The sequence below is a fragment of the Paenibacillus glufosinatiresistens genome, assembly GCF_031470375.1.
GTDB classification, from domain to species: Bacteria; Bacillota; Bacilli; order Paenibacillales; family Paenibacillaceae; genus Paenibacillus_AQ; species Paenibacillus_AQ glufosinatiresistens.
In genome coordinates this window covers 63,944-83,188 of sequence record NZ_JAVFHT010000005.1, presented here as the reverse complement: position 1 = coordinate 83,188, position 19,245 = coordinate 63,944, and the positions used below count along the sequence as shown (strand labels likewise).

Sequence of the window (19,245 nt, the reverse complement as noted above, 5' to 3'; positions counted from 1 at the left end):
TCCTTAAAATGTGAAACTTCAGACCCATACCTATTTTTGTTGTTCTTCCACCTGGCAAGCTGTGCTTCCCAGGTCGCTTATATTAAGGACAACTAAGCTGATTTATCGGTTTTTCCTGCTGGAAAATGAATAGGGCCCGGAGGGCTTTTATCCTAAATTTCACAAGGGTCCCATCCGATATAGAACATAAGAAATTGCTACCATCACACGGCATGGAGATGAGTGGATCTTGGCTATTGTAAAAAAAAGACTCGGCGACCTGCTGGTCGAGAATGCGGTCATCTCGCAGGAGCAGCTGGAGGAAGCGCTGGTTGAACAGCGCAAGTCCAAGCGCAAGCTCGGAGATCTGCTGATTTCGCAGGGCTATATCACCGAGCAGCAGCTGATCGAAGTATTGGAGTTTCAGCTCGGGATTCCCCATGTAAGCTTGTTCAAATATCAGATCGACCCGGCCATCACACAGATCATTCCGGAGAGTATGGCCAAGCGCTACCAAGTGCTGCCCTTCATGAAGGAAGGCAGCAAGCTGATGGTGGCCATGGCGGACCCGCTCGACTACTACGCCATCGAAGACCTGCGCATGAGCACAGGCTTCAAGATCGAGCCGGCCATCTCCACGCGGGATGAGCTGCAGCGCGCCATCGCCCGTCATTACGGCATGCGCGACTCCATGACCCAGATGCTCGTGGAGCTGCCGACCCAGGAAGAAATCGAAGAGACGGAGATAACCGACGAGGACTCGCCGATCGTACGGCTGGTGAACCAGATGATTCAGCAGGCCGTCCAGCTCCGGGCTTCCGACATCCATGTCGATCCGGGTGAGAACAATCTGGCGATCCGCTACCGCATCGACGGAACGCTTCGGACCGAACGTCTGATTCCGAAGCAGATGCAGGGCTTCATCACAGCGCGTCTGAAGATTATGGCCAAGCTGAATATCGCCGAGCGGCGGCTTCCCCAGGACGGACGGATCAAGATGCAGTTCGACTACAAGATGGTCGATATCCGCGTATCTTCCCTGCCGACCATGCACGGGGAGAAGATTGTCCTCCGGCTGCTCGACCTGAACACCGGCGTCAAATCGGTCGATACGCTCGGCTTCAGCGAAGCGAATATCGAAGCTTTTAGAGACATGATCGGCCGCCCCTACGGCATTATGCTGATTACCGGTCCGACAGGGAGCGGCAAGACAACCACCCTGTACTCGGCGCTCAATCAGCTCAACCAGGAGAGCGTGAACATTATCACGGTTGAAGACCCGGTCGAGTATCAGCTGGAAGGCATCAATCAGGTCCATGTGAATCCCGCGATCGGGCTGACTTTTGCAGCCGGTCTGCGCTCCATTCTCCGGCAGGACCCCAACATCGTCATGGTCGGGGAAATCCGCGATACCGAGACGGCCGAAATTGCCGTCCGGGCTTCGCTGACCGGCCATCTGGTGCTGTCCACCCTGCATACGAATGATGCGGTCAGCTCTATCTCCCGTCTGCGGGACATGGGCGTGGAGCCTTATCTGATCGCCTCATCGCTGATCGGCGTCGTCGCCCAGCGGCTGGTGCGCAAAGTCTGCGCGGACTGCAAGGAAGAATACACGCCGTCTCCGCAGGAGCTGATCCTGCTGGAGAAGCACGGACACCGGGTGGACAAGCTGTACCGGGGCCGGGGCTGCGGCAGCTGCAACTCGACCGGGTACCGCGGCCGGATCGCGATCCATGAGGTGCTGGTCGTGAATGACCGGATTCGCCAATTGGTCACCGATTCCGCCTCGGTCGAAGAACTGCGGGCAGCGGCTTCGGGAAATGGATTGGTGCCGCTGATGGAAGACGGCCTGCTGAAGGTAACCCAGGGTATGACCACGCTGCAGGAAGTGCTGCGCGAGACGGTCTCGCATGGATAGGGAGAGGAGAGTGACTGTCGGTTGAATGCACGACGGATTATAGAACTTCTTCATATGGCTTATTCATCCGGGGCCTCCGACCTCCATATTTCGGTCGGTTCTCCGCCGGTCCTGCGGATCGACGGCAGGCTTCAGCAGGTGGACGGCGGACCGGTCGGTCCCGGCGAGGCCGAGGAAATGGCGCTTGATCTGCTCGGAGCGGAGCGGGAAGCGGCTTTTCGCGAGGCGGGGGAATGCGATTTCTCTTATCCGATTTCGGGCGGTGTGCGCTTTCGCGTGAACGTATACCGGCAGCGCGGCGGCATCAGCATTGCGGCCCGCAGCATTCCGGCCGTGATTCCAACGCTGGAATCGCTCGGAATGCCGGCCGTGCTGGCTGAACTGGCAGCTAAGCCGCAAGGGCTGGTGCTGGTTACCGGGCCGACCGGCAGCGGCAAATCATCGACGCTGGCGGCCATGCTGAACGATATCAACCGCCGGGAGCGCAAGCACATTGTAACGCTGGAGGATCCGATTGAATTTCTGCACGCCCATGGCACCTGTCTGGTCGATCAGCGGGAGATCGGAAGCGACACGGCCAGCTTCGCGCAGGGTCTGCGCGCCGCGCTGCGGCAGGACCCGGACGTCATTCTGGTCGGCGAGATGCGCGACCTGGAGACGATCTCGGCGGCGGTAACGGCTGCCGAGACGGGGCACCTGGTGCTGGCAACGCTGCATACCTCGGATGCGCCGGGGACGATCGACCGGATTGTCGATGCTTTTCCGGGCCACCAACAGAATCAGATTCGTCTTCAGCTTGCTTCGGTTCTGCTCGCGGTGGTCTCGCAGCGGCTGTTCCCCCGAGCGGAAGGCAAGGGGCGGATGTGCGCGACGGAGGTATTGATCAACACGCCGGCCGTAGCGAATCTGATCCGCTCGGAGAAGACGCATCAGGTGAAGAACATCATGCAGACCGGACGGGCGCTCGGCATGCACACGCTGGAGATGAGCATCCGGGAGTCACTGGCCCGGAATCTGATTCATCCGGCGGCGGCCAGAGCCTATCTGACGGAGGTGAGAAGCGATGCCTCTGTATGAGTATCAGGTCAAGACGATCGCCGGGAAGGCGATCAAGGGCTCGCTTACCGCGCTGGACAAGGCGACAGCAATGGAGGAGCTGCGCAAGCGCAATCTGACGGTATTCTCGCTGAACGAGCGGAAGACGTCGCTGCTTCAGATGGACATCTATATCGGGAACCCGGTGAAGTCGATTCACTTCATCATCTACTGCCGGCAGTTCGCCACGCTGATGCGGGCCGGGGTGTCCATCGTTGACGCCACCCGCATTCTGGCGGAGCAGACGGAGAGCAAGCCGCTCGGCAAAGCGCTGGCGGACGTCGGGTCCAGCCTGCTGCGCGGGGTCGCTTTTTCCCAGGCGATTCAGGACCACAAGAAGATCTTCCCTCCGCTGTTCGTCAATATGATCCGCGCCGGCGAAGAGTCGGGGGATCTGGAAGGTACGCTGGACCGGCTCGCCGTCTTCTTCGAGAAGCAGCATTCGACGACGGAGAAGATCAAGTCCGCGCTGACGTATCCGATTACGGTCGGTGTGATGGCCGTGGCCGCTGTCATCTACCTGCTCTGGGCTATCGTTCCGCAGTTCGTCTCCATGTTCGAGTCCATGAACGCCGAGCTGCCGGCCATTACCAAGATGGTGCTGGTCATGAGCAAAAGCATTCAGGGCCAGTGGTACCTGTGGCTGCTGGCGGTTGTCCTGCTGGTCGCAGCCTACCAGGTGGCTAAGCGCACCGAGAAGGGAGCCTACGCGCTGGATTACGCCAAGCTGAAGATTCCGGTCTTCGGCAAGCTGAACCAGAAGGGCTCCATCGCCCAGTTCACCCGCACGTTCGCTTCACTTTATGCCAGTTCCGTGCCGATTCTGCAATCGCTGGCAATTGTCGAGGAGATTGCCGGGAACAAAGTGATTGGGAAGTACATCCGCAGCGCCGGCGATTCGCTCCGGCAGGGCAAGCCGCTGTCGGAGCCGCTTAAGAGAGCGTGGGTCTTCCCGCCGCTGGTTACGCAGATGATTGCCATCGGCGAGGAGACCGGAGCGCTCGATACGATGCTGAGCAAGGTCGCGGATTTCTACGAGATGGATGTCGAGAACACCGTAGACCGGCTGAAGTCGCTGTTGGAGCCGCTGCTGATTGCTTTTCTCGCAGGGGTGGTCGGAATTATCGTAGCGGCGATTATGCTGCCGATGTTCAGTTTGTACAGCAATATGTCTTGATAAATAGTCAACAGCCTTGAAAGGGGTGACGCCGGGAAGGCGGGGAGAAGCAAGGTTCGCCGCCGGACATGCAATGATAGAGGGTGTCGGAAATTTCCGGGAGTCAGGCTTTTGCTTTGTACTACACATCATTTAGGAGGAAATCAAATGTTGAAAGAAGCGATTCGCAAGAGATTGAGCAAGGAAGAGGGGCAGAAAGGTTTTACGCTGATCGAACTGCTCGCGGTTATCGTAATCCTGGGGATTATCGCGGTCATTGCGATTCCGTTGATTGGGAACGTCATTAGCAATACAAAAGATAATGCAGACGTTGCTACAGCCCGGCAAGTATATGATGCAGCTAGACTTTATGTCACAGGCGAAAAAGGCGGGGATTTTAAAAGTGCAGGGGATATAAAATTGACTGATCTGCAGAGCAAAGGGTACTTGGATAAGCCGCTTACTTTACCAAGCTCAAAAGTAGAAATTACAGAAGCAATTATTCATTTTAATTCTCAAGGTCAGCTCGATAATAAGACAACGACTGGTGCAGATGCTATAACTTTTACTCCTGCGACAGGTTCGGCTATTAAGTATAGTGCTAAACAGGTACTGAGCGCTAAAAAATAACATTTTGTAAGCCAAGGGAATCGGATCATTCCGGTTCCTTTTTTAATCTTACCGAAAAACCGGTATCATCCGATATATAGACTAAACCCCAAGGATTGTTCATCCCATACAGATAGGAATTCAAGCTATGACGATTGCAATCGCCATTTACCTTGCGCTGCTCGGACTTGTGCTGGGCTCGTTCTATAATGTGGTCGCGCTGCGGGTGCCGGCGGGAGAGTCGCTGACTCATCCTCCTTCGCACTGTACGGCTTGCGGGAGACGGCTGACGGCCCGGGATTTGGTGCCGGTGTTCAGCTGGCTGGCGTCGGGCGGACGCTGCCGCCACTGCGGGGCCAAGGTGTCCGTCCTGTATCCATTGGGCGAACTGGCGACCGGACTGCTCTTCCTCTGGTCCTTCCTGACCTTCGGCCTGACCGGGAGCACGCTGACGGCGCTTGCGCTGTCCAGTCTGGCGGTCCTTGTAACGGTGGCGGATCTGAAATACATGCTCATCCCCAACAAGGTGCTGCTGTTCTTCCTGCCGCTGCTCGGTCTGCTGACCGTGCTGTTCCCGCAGGAGCCGCTGTGGTCGCACGGGCTGGGCCTGCTGGCCGGAGCCGCGATTCTTTTCCCGCTCGTCTGGTTCGGCGGAATGGGGATGGGCGACCTGAAGCTGTTCGCGCTTCTGGGCCTTGCGCTGGGCTGGCAAGGGACACTGCTGGCCTTTCTGCTGGCCTGTCTGCTCGGCACCCTGATTATGGGCAGCCTGCGGCTGGCCGGGAAGATCGGACGGAAGCAGCAGGTTCCGTTCGGGCCTTTTCTGGCAGTCTCCGCCCTGATCGCCTATGCCTACGGCCCGCAGATTATCGGCGGGTATCTCTCGCTCATTCGTTAGGAGGATATCGAACTACATGCTGGGATTACACACACCTGCGGGCGGTCTGACGATTGGGCAGACGGGCATCCGCTACATCAGCCTCAAGAACACTAAATCATGGGAGGTCCGCAAACGCCGGTATCTGCCGCTTCCGCCCGGCCTGATCGTGGATAACCAGGTGGCGGACGAAGCCGGCCTGCTGGCCTTGGTCAAGGAATGGGTCAAGCGCGACGGCCTGCGCGGCAGCCGGGTGGCCCTGACGATCCCGCCATCGCAGATTGTTATCCGCAAAATGACGATCCCCAGCGGCAATGAACGCCAGGTGGAGCAGCTCGTCAAGCTGGAGGTGGAGACAGGCCTTCACCTGCCTTTTGAGAATCCGGTCTATGACTATATTACGACCGAAGTGGAAGAGGACAGCAGCAAGCTGCTGGTCTTCGCGGCGCCGCGAAGACCGATTCAGAGCTATGTGGATGTGCTGGAACAGGCCGGACTCCGGGTCGCGAGCGTGGAATTCACGGCCACGGCGCTGGCCCGGAGCTTGTCGGTGGCTCTGGGTGAGAGCTTTGGCGAGACCATGCTGGTCAATCTGGAAGACCACGTGCTGGATGTCTTCATGTTCAAAGACGGCAATCCGCTGTTCATGCGTTCGATTAACCTGGCGGATCTGAACCGTCCGTTCGCAGGTGCGGCCGATCTGATGCCGGGCATGGAGGAAGCCGCAGCGGCGGCTGAACCGGCTCCGGAGCATTTGTCGCCGGAGCAGATGGTAGAGATCACCGCCGAAATCTCGCGGATGCTGAACTTTTACCAATACAGTCTCCATGACGGAAATACGCGGATTCGGCAGGTGCTGGTAGCCGGTTCGCCGTTTGTACGGGGGCAGCTCGTCGAGGAGCTGCGCCAGACCCAGGCGGAGATGGAAGTCGCCATGACGGGGGTCTACCATACGAGCACAGGTGAACCCGACCCCGAGCTGAACGATTACCGGGTTGCATTGGGAGCGGCGCTGCGCGCCCACGGCGTGCTTCCGATCAATCTGCTGCCCCGGGAAGACCGGGAAGCAAGGGTTTTTCCCTATGTGGCAGGCAGTCTCGCCCTCCTGTGGGTGCTCGGAGCCATCGGCGTATCCCTGCTGTTCCTGACGGACCGGGGCAAGGTCGATGAGGGCAAGGAGATGATTCAGGGCGCGGAGGACCGCGGAATCATGCTCCAGGCCGAGATGGCGAAGATGAACGGTACGGCGGGACAGTTGAACCGCAAGGCTGCCATCGGCGAGATCATGAAGTACAAAATGAATATCGTGAACGTGCTGAATGAACTGACCGACGGTCTTCCGGCGGGCAGCGTGCTGCGAACGATGGACTACACCTACCTGACTTCTCTGGATCTGACGGTGCTGGTGCCGTCGATGGAAGACTCGGCCCGCTACCTGGCGGCCCTGCGTGAAATGTCGTTCACGGTCGATGCCTCGATCACCAAGCTGTCCCAGGGCGATCCGAACGCGGAGCCGGGTTCGCCGGCTTCGGCGAGCCGCATGTATACGGCGGTGTATAAAGTCAACCTGGACAAGCGCGGAGCAGGAGACGCAACGGACACTGGCAGTCAGGAGGGAGGAACCGACAGTGGAACAGATCAATAAGTACCGTTCTCCGATTGTGCTGGGCATTCTGGTGCTGTTCCTGGCGCTGCTGGCCTTCTATCTGCTGGGGGCCCGTCCGCTCTCGGAGAAGATCGACCAGCAGCAGGAGGAGCTGGCGCTGCTTAACCAGCAGAACAGTCTGATGGAGAAGAAGATGGATGAGCGCAAGGCCGACGGCTCAGCCGATTCGGAGAAGGCGGAACTGCTGGCCCAGCTGCCCAAGGGCGACAATGCGGAGACGCTGATCCTGCAGCTGCGGCAGATTGAGCTTCATACCGGCGCCCGGCTGAAGGATATCGGATTCGCGGTGAGCGAGCAGAACCCGATCCAGGTCATGAAGGGAACGTCGGTGCCCGAGTACCCGACCGTCAAGCAGCTGACGATGACCGCCGTGGTCGAGGGGAATTACTTGAGCGTCAGCCGGTGGCTGTATGAGCTGTACACGATGGATCGGATTGTCAATGTGGATTCGCTGTCTTTTCAGAAGAACACGGCGAACGGGACATCGGCGGCGGAATCGGGCATTCTTACAGCCAATGTGACGTTCTCGGCGTACTTTGAGGAGAGCGACGAGCCGACGGGACCGGCACAGTCGCTGCCGCAGGCAGACCGCGGCGGGACGACCGACACCGCGCAGGCGGAAGCTCAAGGAACGACAGGAAGCTAATACTGCCGAATGATCATATCCGGATATAGCAGCAGGGGGCCGTCCTTTGGGACGGGCCCCTTTTTGGGCAGGTTGACGGAACTGCCGAAGGCCGCCCCGAATTTTCCGGACAGACCGGGATGATGGCGTTTTCGATCCTGGCCGAAACGGGTATTCATGGGTACGGAGTCCTGCTCCGCTACATAATTCCAATCATTCCAAGGAGGAATGGACATGAACAGAGTGAAATGGTGGATCGGCGCGCTGACGGCAGTGGTAGGCTTGACGGCGGCGGGAAGCGGGGCGCTGGCCGCGCCGGCGGCCGCAACGCAGAAGGCGGCGGCCACGGCGGCGGCCAAGGCGAACCCGGCGATGGTCAACAACCTGACCTCCAGTACGCTGATTCCGCTGGTGCTGTACGCGCGGGAGATTTATTTCTACACGAACCGGGGCGGAAGCCTGGCCCAGCTCGAGACCTTCACGCACAACGGCCAGGAATTCCGCTATCTCTCCCGGGATCTCGGAACCCGTCAGCAGCTGCTTCATTACGTCAAAAAAGCCTACACGCACAACGCAGCAGCGTTCTACGTGCAGACTCAGTTCCTGGAGAACCAGGGCCGCATGGCCCAGGTCAATGCCGACATCGGCAACCTGCTGGAGTTCCACAAGGCCCAGGCGACCATGCTGTCCAAGGATACGACAAAGGCCGCGTTTGAATTGAAGGTCCCGTACCCGAACAATACGCAGAACCCGGAGACCTTGATCGTGAAGCTGAAAAAGGTAAGCGGCTACTGGCGGATCGACATGTCGCCGGACACCTTGTTCTAGGCCCGGTTCAACCGGGCGGCCGGTAATCATCGGAATGGGCCGAATGTGCCTTATCTCTCGCATCAGGTCGGAGACGCTTGCGGCTCCGGCCTTTTTGCCGTTCTCGGTGACAAAAGAGGCCGCGGCTCCCCGGCGTCTACTCCCCGCTTACGCCATCCTCGACCAGCCTCCGCTGCGGCGCGGACGAAGGCGAGGGAGCGGCCGCGCTCCCCGGAGCGACGGCAACCACGCGCTGCTGCGGCCAGTAGGTGTCCCGCGAGACGAGCGTTTTGCCGGTGACCTGTCCGTCCTCCCGGCGGATCAGGTACGTCTCGACGACATAGCCGGCCTTGCCCCGGACGAGTGTCCGGGAAGCGCCGCGGGCGACGGAAGCGTCGATGACCCGCCGTTCGCCCGGCGCCAGAATGTCCACGGTGGAGGAGCGAACCTCATAGACAATGCCTCTTGGAAAGGTGCCGTACATTTTGACGGTCAGCGTCCGGCCCCGCACCTCGGACCGGATGAGCAGATAGTGTCCGGTTGTGTTGCGGAACCGGAAGTTGATCGAGCCCTGCGCGAAGGTCGCATCCTGGCCTTTGGGGAGATAGCTCACCGGCAGCGAGTGATTGCGTCGTTCCACGATGTCCAGACCCAGCCGCAGCGCCGCTCCGTACAAGGTGCTGGACACCTGGCAGATGCCTCCGCCGACCCCGGGCGTCAGCCGGCCGTTGACGATAACGGGGGCCTGGCGAAAGCCGGTCGTGCGGGCAGCCTTGTCGATGGCAAGTCCGTAATCGAAGATTCCGGCAGGGGGGATGAGCGTATCGTTCACCGCCCGGGCGGCCGATTCCACGTTGTATACTCTTCCCGGTCCGCTGGCTCCGAGCGGCGTGCTCATCGACACAATCAGGCGGGAGACGCCCTGGGCCCTAAGGCTCGCCTCGGTGACGGCCGGAGGCAGCTCCGCCAGAGGCAGGTCCAGGACCCGGGGAACGGCATCCTCCGGCCCTCCCGGCTGAGCTTCGGGTCCGGCGGGGGCGTCGATCCCCGGCTCCCGGGGCAGGGAGGCCAGCAGCCGGCTCTCCAGCGCGGTCCAGTCGATCTGGCGCGAAGAGCGTCCCGGCGCGTACGTGATCCGGTCGTCCGGGGTTATCGTCCGGACCGCATTGACCGCCTCGCCGTAGCGGCTGTGCTGCCACTGTGCATTCAAAAGGCCGCGCAGCTTCCCGGAGTTCCATTCGGCTTCAAGCCGCCAGGTTCGGGGGAAGGTCCACCGGGTACGGACACGTTCCCACAGGCCGCCCTCTCCGAGCGAGTCTAGCGCATGCAGCAGGGTGTCTGCGCGGTACACGACGCCGGCTTCCGCCAGGGTCAGGCGGGCGGCTTCGCCCTGGTCGTCCCGCAGCGACAGGGACAGCCGTTCCATCCGGGCCATCGTCCGCTCCAGCTCCGCCCGGGCTTCGGGCAGAGTCCGCCCGCCGAGCTCCAGGCCGGCAAGCCGGACATGCGAAGGGACGGTGCGCTGGCCTGTATATAGAACAGCGCCTCCGTATAGCAGGGACAGCAGCAGCGCAAGACCGGTGCCGGCGACCAGAGCGCCGTGCCATTTTCTCATATCGGGGCTCCTTTACAGCTCACTAATGAAACAGAATGGGCATTGAAGGTCTTTCTGGGGGAATCATCCAGCGTCCGGGCGAAACGGTGCTTTCAGCTGGCCGAGGCGGCGGATGGCCGGGCTATACCCATGTATATGCCGGTCTTCGCCCAAACTTTCGGGTACTCAACCGATAGGGGATTTGTTACAATGGATATGTTGTGGCAATCTTGCCCTGCCTTCATTCGCAATAATTCTACGGGATAAGACATAATCGGGAAGTGATACAGTGATCGAGATGCAGGATGTATGGAAGACCTATCCGAACGGTACCCACGCGCTTCAGGGGGTATCGGTCAAGATCGACCGCAATGAGTTCGTCTATGTGGTCGGCCCTTCGGGTGCGGGCAAATCGACGTTCATGAAGCTGATTTACCGGGAAGAGACGCCGACCAAGGGGCAGATCTCCGTGGGCGGGTTCAATATCGGCAAGCTGAAACTCCGTAAAATCCCGTACGTCCGCCGGAACATCGGCGTCGTGTTCCAGGATTACCGGCTGCTGCCGAAGCTGACGGCCTTCGAGAATGTGGCTTTTGCCATGGAGGTTATCGAAGCGCCGAAGAAGCAAATCAAGAAACGGGTGAACGAGGTTCTGGAGTTGGTGGGACTGCGTTCGAAGGCCAACCGCCAGCCGTCCCAGCTCTCCGGCGGAGAGCAGCAGCGCATTGCCATTGCCCGGGCGATCGTCAACAATCCGTCCGTTATTGTAGCGGACGAGCCTACCGGCAACCTGGACCCCGAGACGTCATGGGGAATTATGCAGCTGCTCGACGAGATCAATTTCCGCGGCACCACGATTGTTATGGCGACGCATAACCGCGACATTGTCAACAAGATGCGCAAGCGGGTGCTGGCCATCGAGCACGGACAGATAGTCAGAGACCAGTTGAGAGGGGAATACGGCTATGAATTTTAGGACCTTCTTGCGCCACATGCGGGAAGGCTTCAAGAACGTATTCCGCAACGGCTGGATGTCCCTGGCCTCGATCACGTCCATCGTTGTCTCCCTGCTCGTGCTCGGCGTGTTCATTCTGCTGGTGCTCAACGTCAACGAGCTGGCGGACAAGGCCGACAGCGCGGTGCAGATCAAGGTGCATCTGGAGCTGAACGTCGACGAGAAGCTGCGGCAGACGCTGCAGGCCGAGATTGGAGCCATGCCGGAAGTCAGCAAAGTGGAGTTCATCTCGAAGGAGCAGGGGATGAAGGAGCTGCGCGAGGACCTGGGGCCCGACGCCGAGACGGTACTCGGAAGCTTCGACGAAGCGAACAACCCGCTGAACGAGGCGCTGCTCGTCGAGGTGGTTAAATCGACAACCGTCGGGGAAGTAGCCGCCAAAATCGAAAAACTCAACACAATTCACCCGGAGAAGCCGATATATAAAGTGAAATACGGCAAAGGGACGATCGAGACGCTGTTCAAGGTGACGCGGACGATCCGAAATGTCGGCTTTGTTTTTGTAGCGGGGCTCGGCGTGATGTCGATGTTCCTGATCTCCAACACCATCCGGGTTACGATTCTGGCCCGCCGCCGGGAGATTGGGATTATGAAGCTGGTGGGAGCGACGAACTCATTCATCCGCTGGCCGTTTTTTGTCGAGGGAGCGCTGATCGGAGTATTGGGGTCGGTCATTACAGTGCTTGTTCTCTACATCGGTTACACCGGGTTGTCGGAGACGGTCAAGAGCGATCCGCTGATCGGCTCCAGCCTGATTCCGTTCTCTGATATCTGGCTGCTGCTGAGCGGTCTCATGATTGGACTCGGCGTCCTGATCGGCGTCTGGGGAAGCACCGTGTCGATCCGCAAGTTCCTGAAGGTGTGAAGCATACAATTCGATTCGGAAGATAAAGGATGGGGAGCGAGATTTGAAAAAGATTGTTGCCGCCGGGTTAGCCGCGTTGCTGCTGTCTGCCGTCATATTCCAGCCCTCTGACGGATATGCCAAGAAAACGACGGTTCAGGAAATCGACCAGCAGTTGAAGAAGCTGCAGGAAGAGGTCAAGAGCGCCAAGGTCGCCCAGGAGAAAGCTGCGGCGAAAGGGCAGGAAGCCCAGCACTACAAGAACAAGACTACGCTGAATCTTCAGACGGTTCTCGACCAGATCGCGGGTGTAAAAGGCGAAATGAATGAAATTTCGGCCCGGATCGACGATACCGAGGAATCGCTGCAGGCGACAGCCGCCGATCTGGATGCCGCCGAGAAGCGGATTGCTTCCCGGGAGAAGCTGCTGGAATCCCGGGTCCGTCTGATGTATACCGATGGAACGGTCTCGTATCTGGATGTGCTGCTCTCTTCGACAAGCTTCTCCGATTTCCTGGACCGGGCGGATTCGCTGATGTCGATTGTTGACCAGGATCAGGACCTTCTGGCGCAGGACAAGCGCGACAAGGAGACGGTGGTTGCCAAGAAGCAGGAGCTGGAGGGCCAGTACGCCATGGCGAAGCAGCTCTATACGGACCTGGAGACCCGCCGCAGCGAGCTGAAGGAGAAGGAAGCGGAGAAGCAGGAACTGATCGAGATGTATGACCGGCAGATTGCGGACGCGGAGGATATCAGCGAAGAGCAGAATGCGAAGCTCGTCGAATTGGCGTCCACCCGGGCCGCTCTGGAGCAGAAGAAGGACAAGATCAAGGCGGAAGAAGCCGCCCGGCGGGCCGCAGAAGCCAAGGCGGCGGCTGCGCGGAAGGCGGAAGCGGCAAGAAAGGCGGCTGCCGCAGCTGCCGCAGCAGCGGCAGCCAGATCGTCGTCCGTTGCGGTCTCAGCCAACGAGACCGAGAGCTCTTCAGGAAGTTATGCCTTCGGCAGCGGCCCGCTGCTGCTGCCGGTAGGCTCGGCGCCGATCTCCTCGAACTACGGCTACCGGATTCATCCGATTACGGGCGCGCGGAAGCTGCATACCGGCATCGACTTTGCGGTCGGGCAGGGGACGGCGATCCATGCCGCCGAATCGGGAACCGTCATTGTAGCCGAGTGGTGGAGCGGTTACGGCAATTGCGTCATCATCGACCACGGCGGCGGCATGTGGACGCTCTACGGCCATATCCGCGACGGCGGCATCAAGGTCAAGAACGGCGACCATGTCGAGCGGGGCCAGAAGATCGCCGAATCCGGATCGACCGGACAATCCACCGGTCCCCATCTGCACTTTGAAGTGCGAATCGACGGGAAGACCGTCGATCCGTCGGACTATTTGTAAGCACCGGACCCGGGAGGCGCATGCGCCGCTTTCTCCCGGCCAGCCGCGCAGCGCGGCGCCGCCTGTCGACAGGCGGTGCCGCTTTTTTGAATAAAAACGCCCGAACGGCATATACTGGAAGGCACAACCGTCCGCGCTGGCCGCGGCGGCTGTGTCTGGACATGCCCGACAATGGACAAGAAGGGTCGGTGAAACCGCATGAAGAAGAGCACGGCAGCCATTATGGTGATATTTGCTCTGCTGTTCGGCAGTCTGCTGACGCTGGCGGCGACCGGAAGCCTGTTCCCGGAACAGGCAGCGGGTCAATCCGCGGCGGCCGCGGTTACAGACGGCGGACTGGATTCCAAGGAATCGAAGAAGCTGGGAACGGCGATCAGTCTGATCGAGGATTACTATTACGCCGGGGTAGACCGGGAGAAGCTGATCGACGGCGCCGTTAACGGAATGATGGAGGCGCTGGGCGATCCGTATTCCAACTACATGGCCAAGGAGACCGCCGAGAAGTTCGAAGAGAGCATCGAAGGCTCCTTCACAGGGATTGGCGCCGAGGTGTCTTCCGAGAACGGGAAGATTACCATCGTCTCCCCGATCAAAGGCTCGCCCGCAGACAAAGCGGGGCTGAAGGCCAAGGACATTATCCTCTCGGTGAATGGCGAATCGCTGACCGGGATGGATTTGAACGATGCCGTCGCGAAGATCCGGGGCCCGAAGGGCAGCGTCGCGAAGCTTGCGGTCCAGCGTACAGGCTCCGGCCAGGCGCTGACGTTCGATATCGTCCGGGACGATGTGAAGCTGGAGACAGTGTACGCCAAGATGGAGGATGACCGCATCGGCGTCATCGAAATCACCCAGTTCTCCATGAACACGGCGGAGCGCTTCAAGGAAGAACTGAAGAAGCTGGAGAGCCAGGGCATGAAGGGCCTGGTCATCGATGTCCGGAACGACCCCGGCGGCGTGCTGCCAGTCGTCATTGATATTGCCGAGCAGTTCGTTCCCAAGGGCAAGACGGTCGTTCAGGTAGAGGATAAAGAGAAGAAGCGGGACGTGACCAAATCAAACGGATCGGGCAAACCGTACCCGGTTGCGGTGCTGATTAACAAGGGAAGCGCCAGCGCCTCGGAGATCCTGGCCGGAGCGCTCCAGCAGTCGGCAGGGGCCAAGCTGATCGGCGAGAATTCCTTCGGCAAGGGCACGGTTCAGACCAGCTTCGAGAAGCAGCTGGGGGACGGCAGTCTGCTGAAGATCACCATCGCCAAATGGCTGACCCCGAACGGAAGCTGGATTCACGGGAAAGGCATTCTTCCCGACATCGCGGTGGCTCAGCCGGCCTATTTCTCGGCGGCGCCGATCGACAAGACAAAGACGCTGCAATACAACAGCAACAGCGAAGACGTCAAGAATGCGCAGATTATGCTTCAGGGCCTCGGCTTCAAGCCTGGCCGCCAGGACGGCTACTTCGACGCCGGAACGAAGGCGGCGGTCAAGAAGTTCCAGGCATCGGTTAAGCTTGCGGCAACCGGAGAGATCGACGCCAAGACCGCGCAGTCGCTGGAAGCGGCGCTGATCAAGGCGATCCAGAATCCGGTGAACGACAACCAGCGCAACCGGGGAATCGCGGAGATCCGGAAGGAAATTGCGGCGCAGGCGTCGAAATCCTAAGAAGGCTGACTTTCAGCCTTCTTCTTTTTTTTGCACGATAGTCCGACTCTGATGGAACAAGGAGCTGATGATCGGTTTGAACGAATGGAATACCTTGCTGGCGGAATGGGGCTATGCTGCGCTGGACTTGCTGATCCAGCCCTTTTACTATATGGCGGTCTTGTTTATGTTTCTCTATTACTTGCGGCAGACCGCGGCGGAGCGGCGGCTGATTCATGTGAAGCTGCACAGCCCCGGCGCGGAGCTGTGGCGTTCTCTCTGGTCCGGTCTGCTGGCGGGCCTCGGGGTCTCGGCAGCCGGCGCAGCGCTCGGCATATCGCTCTCCCCTGCGGGCGTCGCCGCCATCTGGATCGTCAGCCTGCTGCTGCTGCTGCTCCGGGTCCGGGCGTTCTGCTTCGCTTATGCGGCCGGAACGCTCGGCGTGCTCCAGTTCGTACTCTCCTTCTTCCCGGATGCGCGGCTCCCCGGATGGGGCGGCGAGCTGCTGCAAGCCGTCCGGGACCTGGATATTCCGGCGCTCGTCGTACTCGCCGGACTGCTGCACCTGGCGGAGGCGCTGCTGGCCCGCCTGCAGGGTCCAAGCCTTGCGACCCCGCTCTACCTGGAAGGCAAGCGGGGCCGCACGGTCGGCGGCTACCGGCTGGATGCCTTCTGGCCGGTGCCGCTGTTCCTGCTGATCCCGGCGGGCTCCGCCGCCGGGGAACTGCCCTGGCCGACGCTGCTGGGCGGCGGCCTGGGGCTGGTCTCCCTTCCCGTCGTCATCGGCTACAGCGACTGGACGACGGGACGGCTGCCGCGCGTCAAGGCGGCCCGCGTCTTCGGGCGGCTGCTGCTGTACGCCGCCGCCCTGGTGGTTCTGGGCCTGGGCGCGGCCTGGTGGAGCCCGCTCACGCTGCCGGCGGCGCTGGCCGCGCTGCTGCTGCACGAAGGGCTGGTCTGGCTCGGCGCCCGCGAGGAGCGCCGGTCCAGCCCCTTCTTCGTGGACCCGCCGCACGGCCTGAAGATTATGGCCGTGCTGCCGGCAAGCCCGGCCGACGAGCTGGGCGTCCAGCCGGGAGAGATCCTGGTCCGGGTCAACGGAATGCCCGTGACCGGACGGGCGCAGCTGCACGAAGCGCTGCGCCTTAACCCGGCGTACTGCAAGCTGGAGGTGCTGAATGCCGCCGGGGAGAGCAAATACCTGCAGCGGCCGATCTATGACGGCGACCATCACCAGCTTGGCGTCATCCTCGCGCCGCTTCCCGACGAGGACGTAACGGTGCCGGAGAAGGCGCCCAGCCTGCCGGCCGTCGTTGCGCTCCGGACCGGGGCGCGCCGCCGCGGCCGGACGGAAGCGGAGCCTGCCGCCCAGGAGCACGGATCGGCCGAAGCGTAGGCGCGGCCCGCTAACTTGGCAGCGGGGCCTCATTCGGGTATAATGAAGAGAGTATAATGCAAACCGAATAATTCAGTGTTATCGGAGGAGCCTGTCACCAAGGGCTCCTCTTTGTCTTTTTTCGGACAATTGAAGCCATACTAGAATCGAAGGAGCGTATGCCGACATGGAAATGATTCTGACCTTACTGCTGATTATCTTCTTCACCAAAATTGCCGGACATGTCTCCGTACGCCTCGGACAGCCGGCCGTGCTCGGCGAATTGATTGTGGGCATTGTGCTCGGCCCGGCTGCGCTGGGCTGGATCGAGAGCGGCGAATTTATTCATGAACTGTCTGAAATCGGTGTCCTTCTTCTGATGTTCATTGCAGGCCTGGAGACCGACCTGGAGCAGCTGCGCCGCAACTGGAAATCGGCCTTTGCCGTAGCGGTGCTGGGCATCGCGCTGCCTTTCTTCGGCGGAACGGCCCTCGGGGAAGCATTCGGGCTGGATGGGCATGAGTCGCTGTTCCTCGGTACAATTCTGAGCGCCACCTCGGTCAGCATCTCGGTTCAGGTGCTGAAGGACATGAACCGGCTGAATTCCCGGGAAGGCTCGACTATCCTTGGAGCCGCCGTCGTCGACGATATTCTGGTCGTCATTCTGCTTGGTCTGCTGACGAGCTTCTTCGGAATGGGGGAGAGCGTATCCATCGGCGTATTGATCGGCAAAAAACTGCTGTTCTTCACCGTTGCCATCGCCGCTGCGTTCTTCGTCGTTCCGCGCGTCATGAAATGGATCGCGCCGCTGAAGGTGGCCGAGGCGGCGCTGTCGGCAGCGCTGATCGTCTGCCTGGCCTATGCCTGGTTTGCCGAGTGGACCGGCATGGCCGGCATTATCGGCGCATTTGCGGCGGGCATCGCCGTGGCGCAGACGCCGCTTCGCAAGAAGGTGGACCGCAAGCTGTCGCCGCTGGCTTACGGCATCTTTGTTCCGGTCTTCTTCGTCAGCATCGGGTTGAATGTTACCTTTGACGGGGTGCTGGACCAGATCGGCTTTGTAATCGCGCTGTCGGTTATTGCAATTCTGACGAAGCTGATCGGCGGCGGTCTGGGCGCCCGGCTGACCGGATTCAAATGGCGTTCTTCCTTGGCCATCGGTTCGGGGATGATCTCGCGCGGAGAGGTAGCGCTTATTATCGCCGCCTCGGGTCTGAGCAGCGGTCTGCTGCCCAAAGATTACTTCACCTCGGTCATTATCGCCGTGATTGTGACGACGCTGGTGACGCCGCCGATGCTCAAGGCCATGTTCCGCCGCCAAGGCGAGCACGACAAAGAGCCGGAGCATGGAGGAGAGGCTGCGGCAGACCGAGTATAAGGTTTATAAATACCACAAGGGTACCCGGCACCGCTTGAGCGGCTGGCCGGGTACCCTTGTGTTCGTTATGCCGGTTACAGCTTCTCGGCGTCCAGCACATAGGTCTGGAGCAGCTTCCATTCGCCGGCTGCATTCTTCTTGACGGTCGTTACCGTCGCGGCCCGGTTGTCCTCGAAGGCCGGACCCTTCCGCTTCTTGGCGGTCTGAATCGCATAGACGGCCGCGTTGGTTCCGTCGTAGGAGATGATTTTGGCCGTTTCCAGGCTGTACGTAAGATCATACGTCCGGAACAGGTCGCTGTACTTCTGCTTCATCTGCTCCAGGTCGGCGCTGCTTGCGTCCACGGTCGCCAGGAAAGCGGTCAGATCTTCCGCGTTGGCCGCATCGAAATTAGCCTTCAACTGCTGAGCGATGGCCTTCTGGTCAGCTTCGGGGACGGTCACGGAAGCTTGAAGCTGTTCATCGGAGACCAGGTACTGGATACCGGTAATCTGGGCATTGGCAATTGCCCAGCCCTGATCTCCCTGCCGGACAATCCGGTACGTATTCTCCGACCGGCTGTCCGGCTTGAACGGCCCGCTGGTAATATGCGTGTACTCAATCGTATGGACGATAATTTCATTGGCCTCCGCACGGACAATGTGAGCCTGTTCCAGCTTCAGCTGCTGTCCGTTCGCGGTCACTTGTTCCCGCTTCTCGGTCAGCGACCGGGCGAGATCGGAGCCGGGAACGAACAGGGAGAGAATGGCGTCAAAGTCATACCGGTTCACCGCGCCGGCGTACTTCTCGAAGAACGCCTTCATCTCCGGTTCCGCCTTCGCCGTATCCGCCGAGGTGATCAGAACCGCTCGGTCTTCGGCATCCCATTCTACCCGGCCGCCCCAGGTTTCACTGATGAAAGAGGCGGGGACATAGACGGCTCCCTTGATGGATCGGGGAGCAGCGGCCAGTTCCCGGACCTGGCCGTTCACGGTTCCCTGGGTACTGCCGATCTGGAGCTTGAAGGTCTGGGTGCCTTTGCTGCCGCGGATTGCTCCGGTAGCCAGGTCGTAGGTGACCTGAATGCCGAGCTTCTGCAGAACAGGACGAAGCGGTACAAATACGGTTCCGTTCGACTCTACCGGATTTCGTCCGGCCAGCTCCAACAACTGGCCGTCCACCTGGATCAGAATGGGCGCAGCGGGCGCGGCTCCGGCGGGCAGCGCAATGGCTCCCGACAGCAGCAGCGCGGCGAGCGCAGCTTGGGTTTTTTTCATCATCACAGCTCTCCTTG

At 60.2% G+C, this 19,245-nt stretch carries 16 protein-coding genes; 14 read left to right on the top strand and 2 right to left on the bottom strand.

Annotation, left to right across the window (positions count from 1 at the left end; translation table 11 throughout):
- Nucleotides 1–229: 229 nt before the first annotated feature.
- The 8 genes from gspE (at nt 230) to RBI05_RS08175 (ending at nt 8,753) form a co-directional block, all read left to right on the top strand.
- Nucleotides 230–1,897, top strand: a complete 1,668-nt coding sequence (gene gspE, locus RBI05_RS08210; RefSeq protein ID WP_310550735.1) for a type II secretion system ATPase GspE — start codon at nt 230–232, stop codon at nt 1,895–1,897.
- Nucleotides 1,898–1,918: 21 nt separating this feature from the next.
- Nucleotides 1,919–2,974 (top strand): type IV pilus twitching motility protein PilT, encoded by a 1,056-nt coding sequence (locus RBI05_RS08205; RefSeq protein WP_223879944.1) that lies wholly within the window; start codon nt 1,919–1,921, stop codon nt 2,972–2,974.
- Complete coding sequence (locus RBI05_RS08200; RefSeq protein ID WP_150459447.1) at nt 2,961–4,169, top strand: type II secretion system F family protein; 1,209 nt, start codon at nt 2,961–2,963, stop codon at nt 4,167–4,169. The genes RBI05_RS08205 and RBI05_RS08200 overlap by 14 nt, the downstream gene beginning before the upstream one ends.
- 147 nt (nt 4,170–4,316) lie before the next feature.
- Nucleotides 4,317–4,778, top strand: coding sequence for a type II secretion system protein (locus RBI05_RS08195; RefSeq protein WP_310550734.1), 462 nt, complete (start codon nt 4,317–4,319; stop codon nt 4,776–4,778).
- A 127-nt stretch (nt 4,779–4,905) separates the two neighbouring features.
- The gene (locus RBI05_RS08190; protein WP_310550733.1) at nt 4,906–5,655 is read left to right on the top strand and encodes a prepilin peptidase; all 750 of its coding nucleotides are present in this window, start codon (nt 4,906–4,908) and stop codon (nt 5,653–5,655) included.
- Nucleotides 5,656–5,671: 16 nt separating this feature from the next.
- Complete coding sequence (gene pilM, locus RBI05_RS08185) at nt 5,672–7,279, top strand: pilus assembly protein PilM (RefSeq protein WP_310550732.1); 1,608 nt, start codon at nt 5,672–5,674, stop codon at nt 7,277–7,279.
- Nucleotides 7,263–7,946, top strand: coding sequence for a type II secretion system protein GspM (gene gspM, locus RBI05_RS08180; RefSeq protein ID WP_310550731.1), 684 nt, complete (start codon nt 7,263–7,265; stop codon nt 7,944–7,946). The genes pilM and gspM overlap by 17 nt, the downstream gene beginning before the upstream one ends.
- Before the next feature lie 213 nt (nt 7,947–8,159).
- Nucleotides 8,160–8,753: a DL-endopeptidase inhibitor IseA family protein gene (locus tag RBI05_RS08175; RefSeq protein ID WP_310550730.1), complete on the top strand. Its 594-nt coding sequence runs from the start codon at nt 8,160–8,162 to the stop codon at nt 8,751–8,753.
- 136 nt (nt 8,754–8,889) lie between these two features.
- On the opposite strand, the gene RBI05_RS08170 is transcribed toward RBI05_RS08175, so the two are convergent.
- Nucleotides 8,890–10,347, bottom strand: coding sequence for a VanW family protein (locus tag RBI05_RS08170; RefSeq protein WP_310550729.1), 1,458 nt, complete (start codon nt 10,345–10,347; stop codon nt 8,890–8,892).
- Nucleotides 10,348–10,615: 268 nt separating this feature from the next.
- Here RBI05_RS08170 and ftsE point away from each other — a divergent pair, with 268 nt between their 5' ends.
- The 6 genes from ftsE to RBI05_RS08140 all read left to right on the top strand — a co-directional run bounded on the left by ftsE (nt 10,616) and on the right by RBI05_RS08140 (nt 17,972).
- Nucleotides 10,616–11,302: a cell division ATP-binding protein FtsE gene (gene ftsE, locus RBI05_RS08165; RefSeq protein WP_150459441.1), complete on the top strand. Its 687-nt coding sequence runs from the start codon at nt 10,616–10,618 to the stop codon at nt 11,300–11,302.
- Nucleotides 11,292–12,206 carry a permease-like cell division protein FtsX gene (gene ftsX, locus RBI05_RS08160; RefSeq protein WP_150459440.1) on the top strand — a complete coding sequence of 305 codons (915 nt, stop codon included), beginning with the start codon at nt 11,292–11,294 and terminating at the stop codon, nt 12,204–12,206. Before ftsE ends, ftsX begins: the two co-directional genes overlap by 11 nt.
- 43 nt (nt 12,207–12,249) lie before the next feature.
- The gene (locus RBI05_RS08155; protein WP_310550728.1) at nt 12,250–13,581 is read left to right on the top strand and encodes a murein hydrolase activator EnvC family protein; all 1,332 of its coding nucleotides are present in this window, start codon (nt 12,250–12,252) and stop codon (nt 13,579–13,581) included.
- 198 nt (nt 13,582–13,779) lie between these two features.
- A complete protein-coding gene (locus tag RBI05_RS08150; RefSeq protein WP_310550727.1) occupies nt 13,780–15,240 on the top strand; it encodes a S41 family peptidase in 1,461 nt (486 codons plus the stop codon).
- 76 nt (nt 15,241–15,316) lie between these two features.
- Nucleotides 15,317–16,615 carry a PDZ domain-containing protein gene (locus RBI05_RS08145; protein ID WP_310550726.1) on the top strand — a complete coding sequence of 433 codons (1,299 nt, stop codon included), beginning with the start codon at nt 15,317–15,319 and terminating at the stop codon, nt 16,613–16,615.
- A 166-nt stretch (nt 16,616–16,781) separates the two neighbouring features.
- Entirely contained in the window at nt 16,782–17,972 is a 1,191-nt protein-coding gene (locus RBI05_RS08140; RefSeq protein ID WP_310550725.1) for a cation:proton antiporter, read from the top strand.
- A 74-nt stretch (nt 17,973–18,046) separates the two neighbouring features.
- Here RBI05_RS08140 and RBI05_RS08135 read toward each other — a convergent pair whose 3' ends face one another.
- Nucleotides 18,047–19,231, bottom strand: a complete 1,185-nt coding sequence (locus RBI05_RS08135) for a copper amine oxidase N-terminal domain-containing protein (RefSeq protein WP_310550724.1) — start codon at nt 19,229–19,231, stop codon at nt 18,047–18,049.
- Nucleotides 19,232–19,245 lie beyond the last annotated feature (14 nt).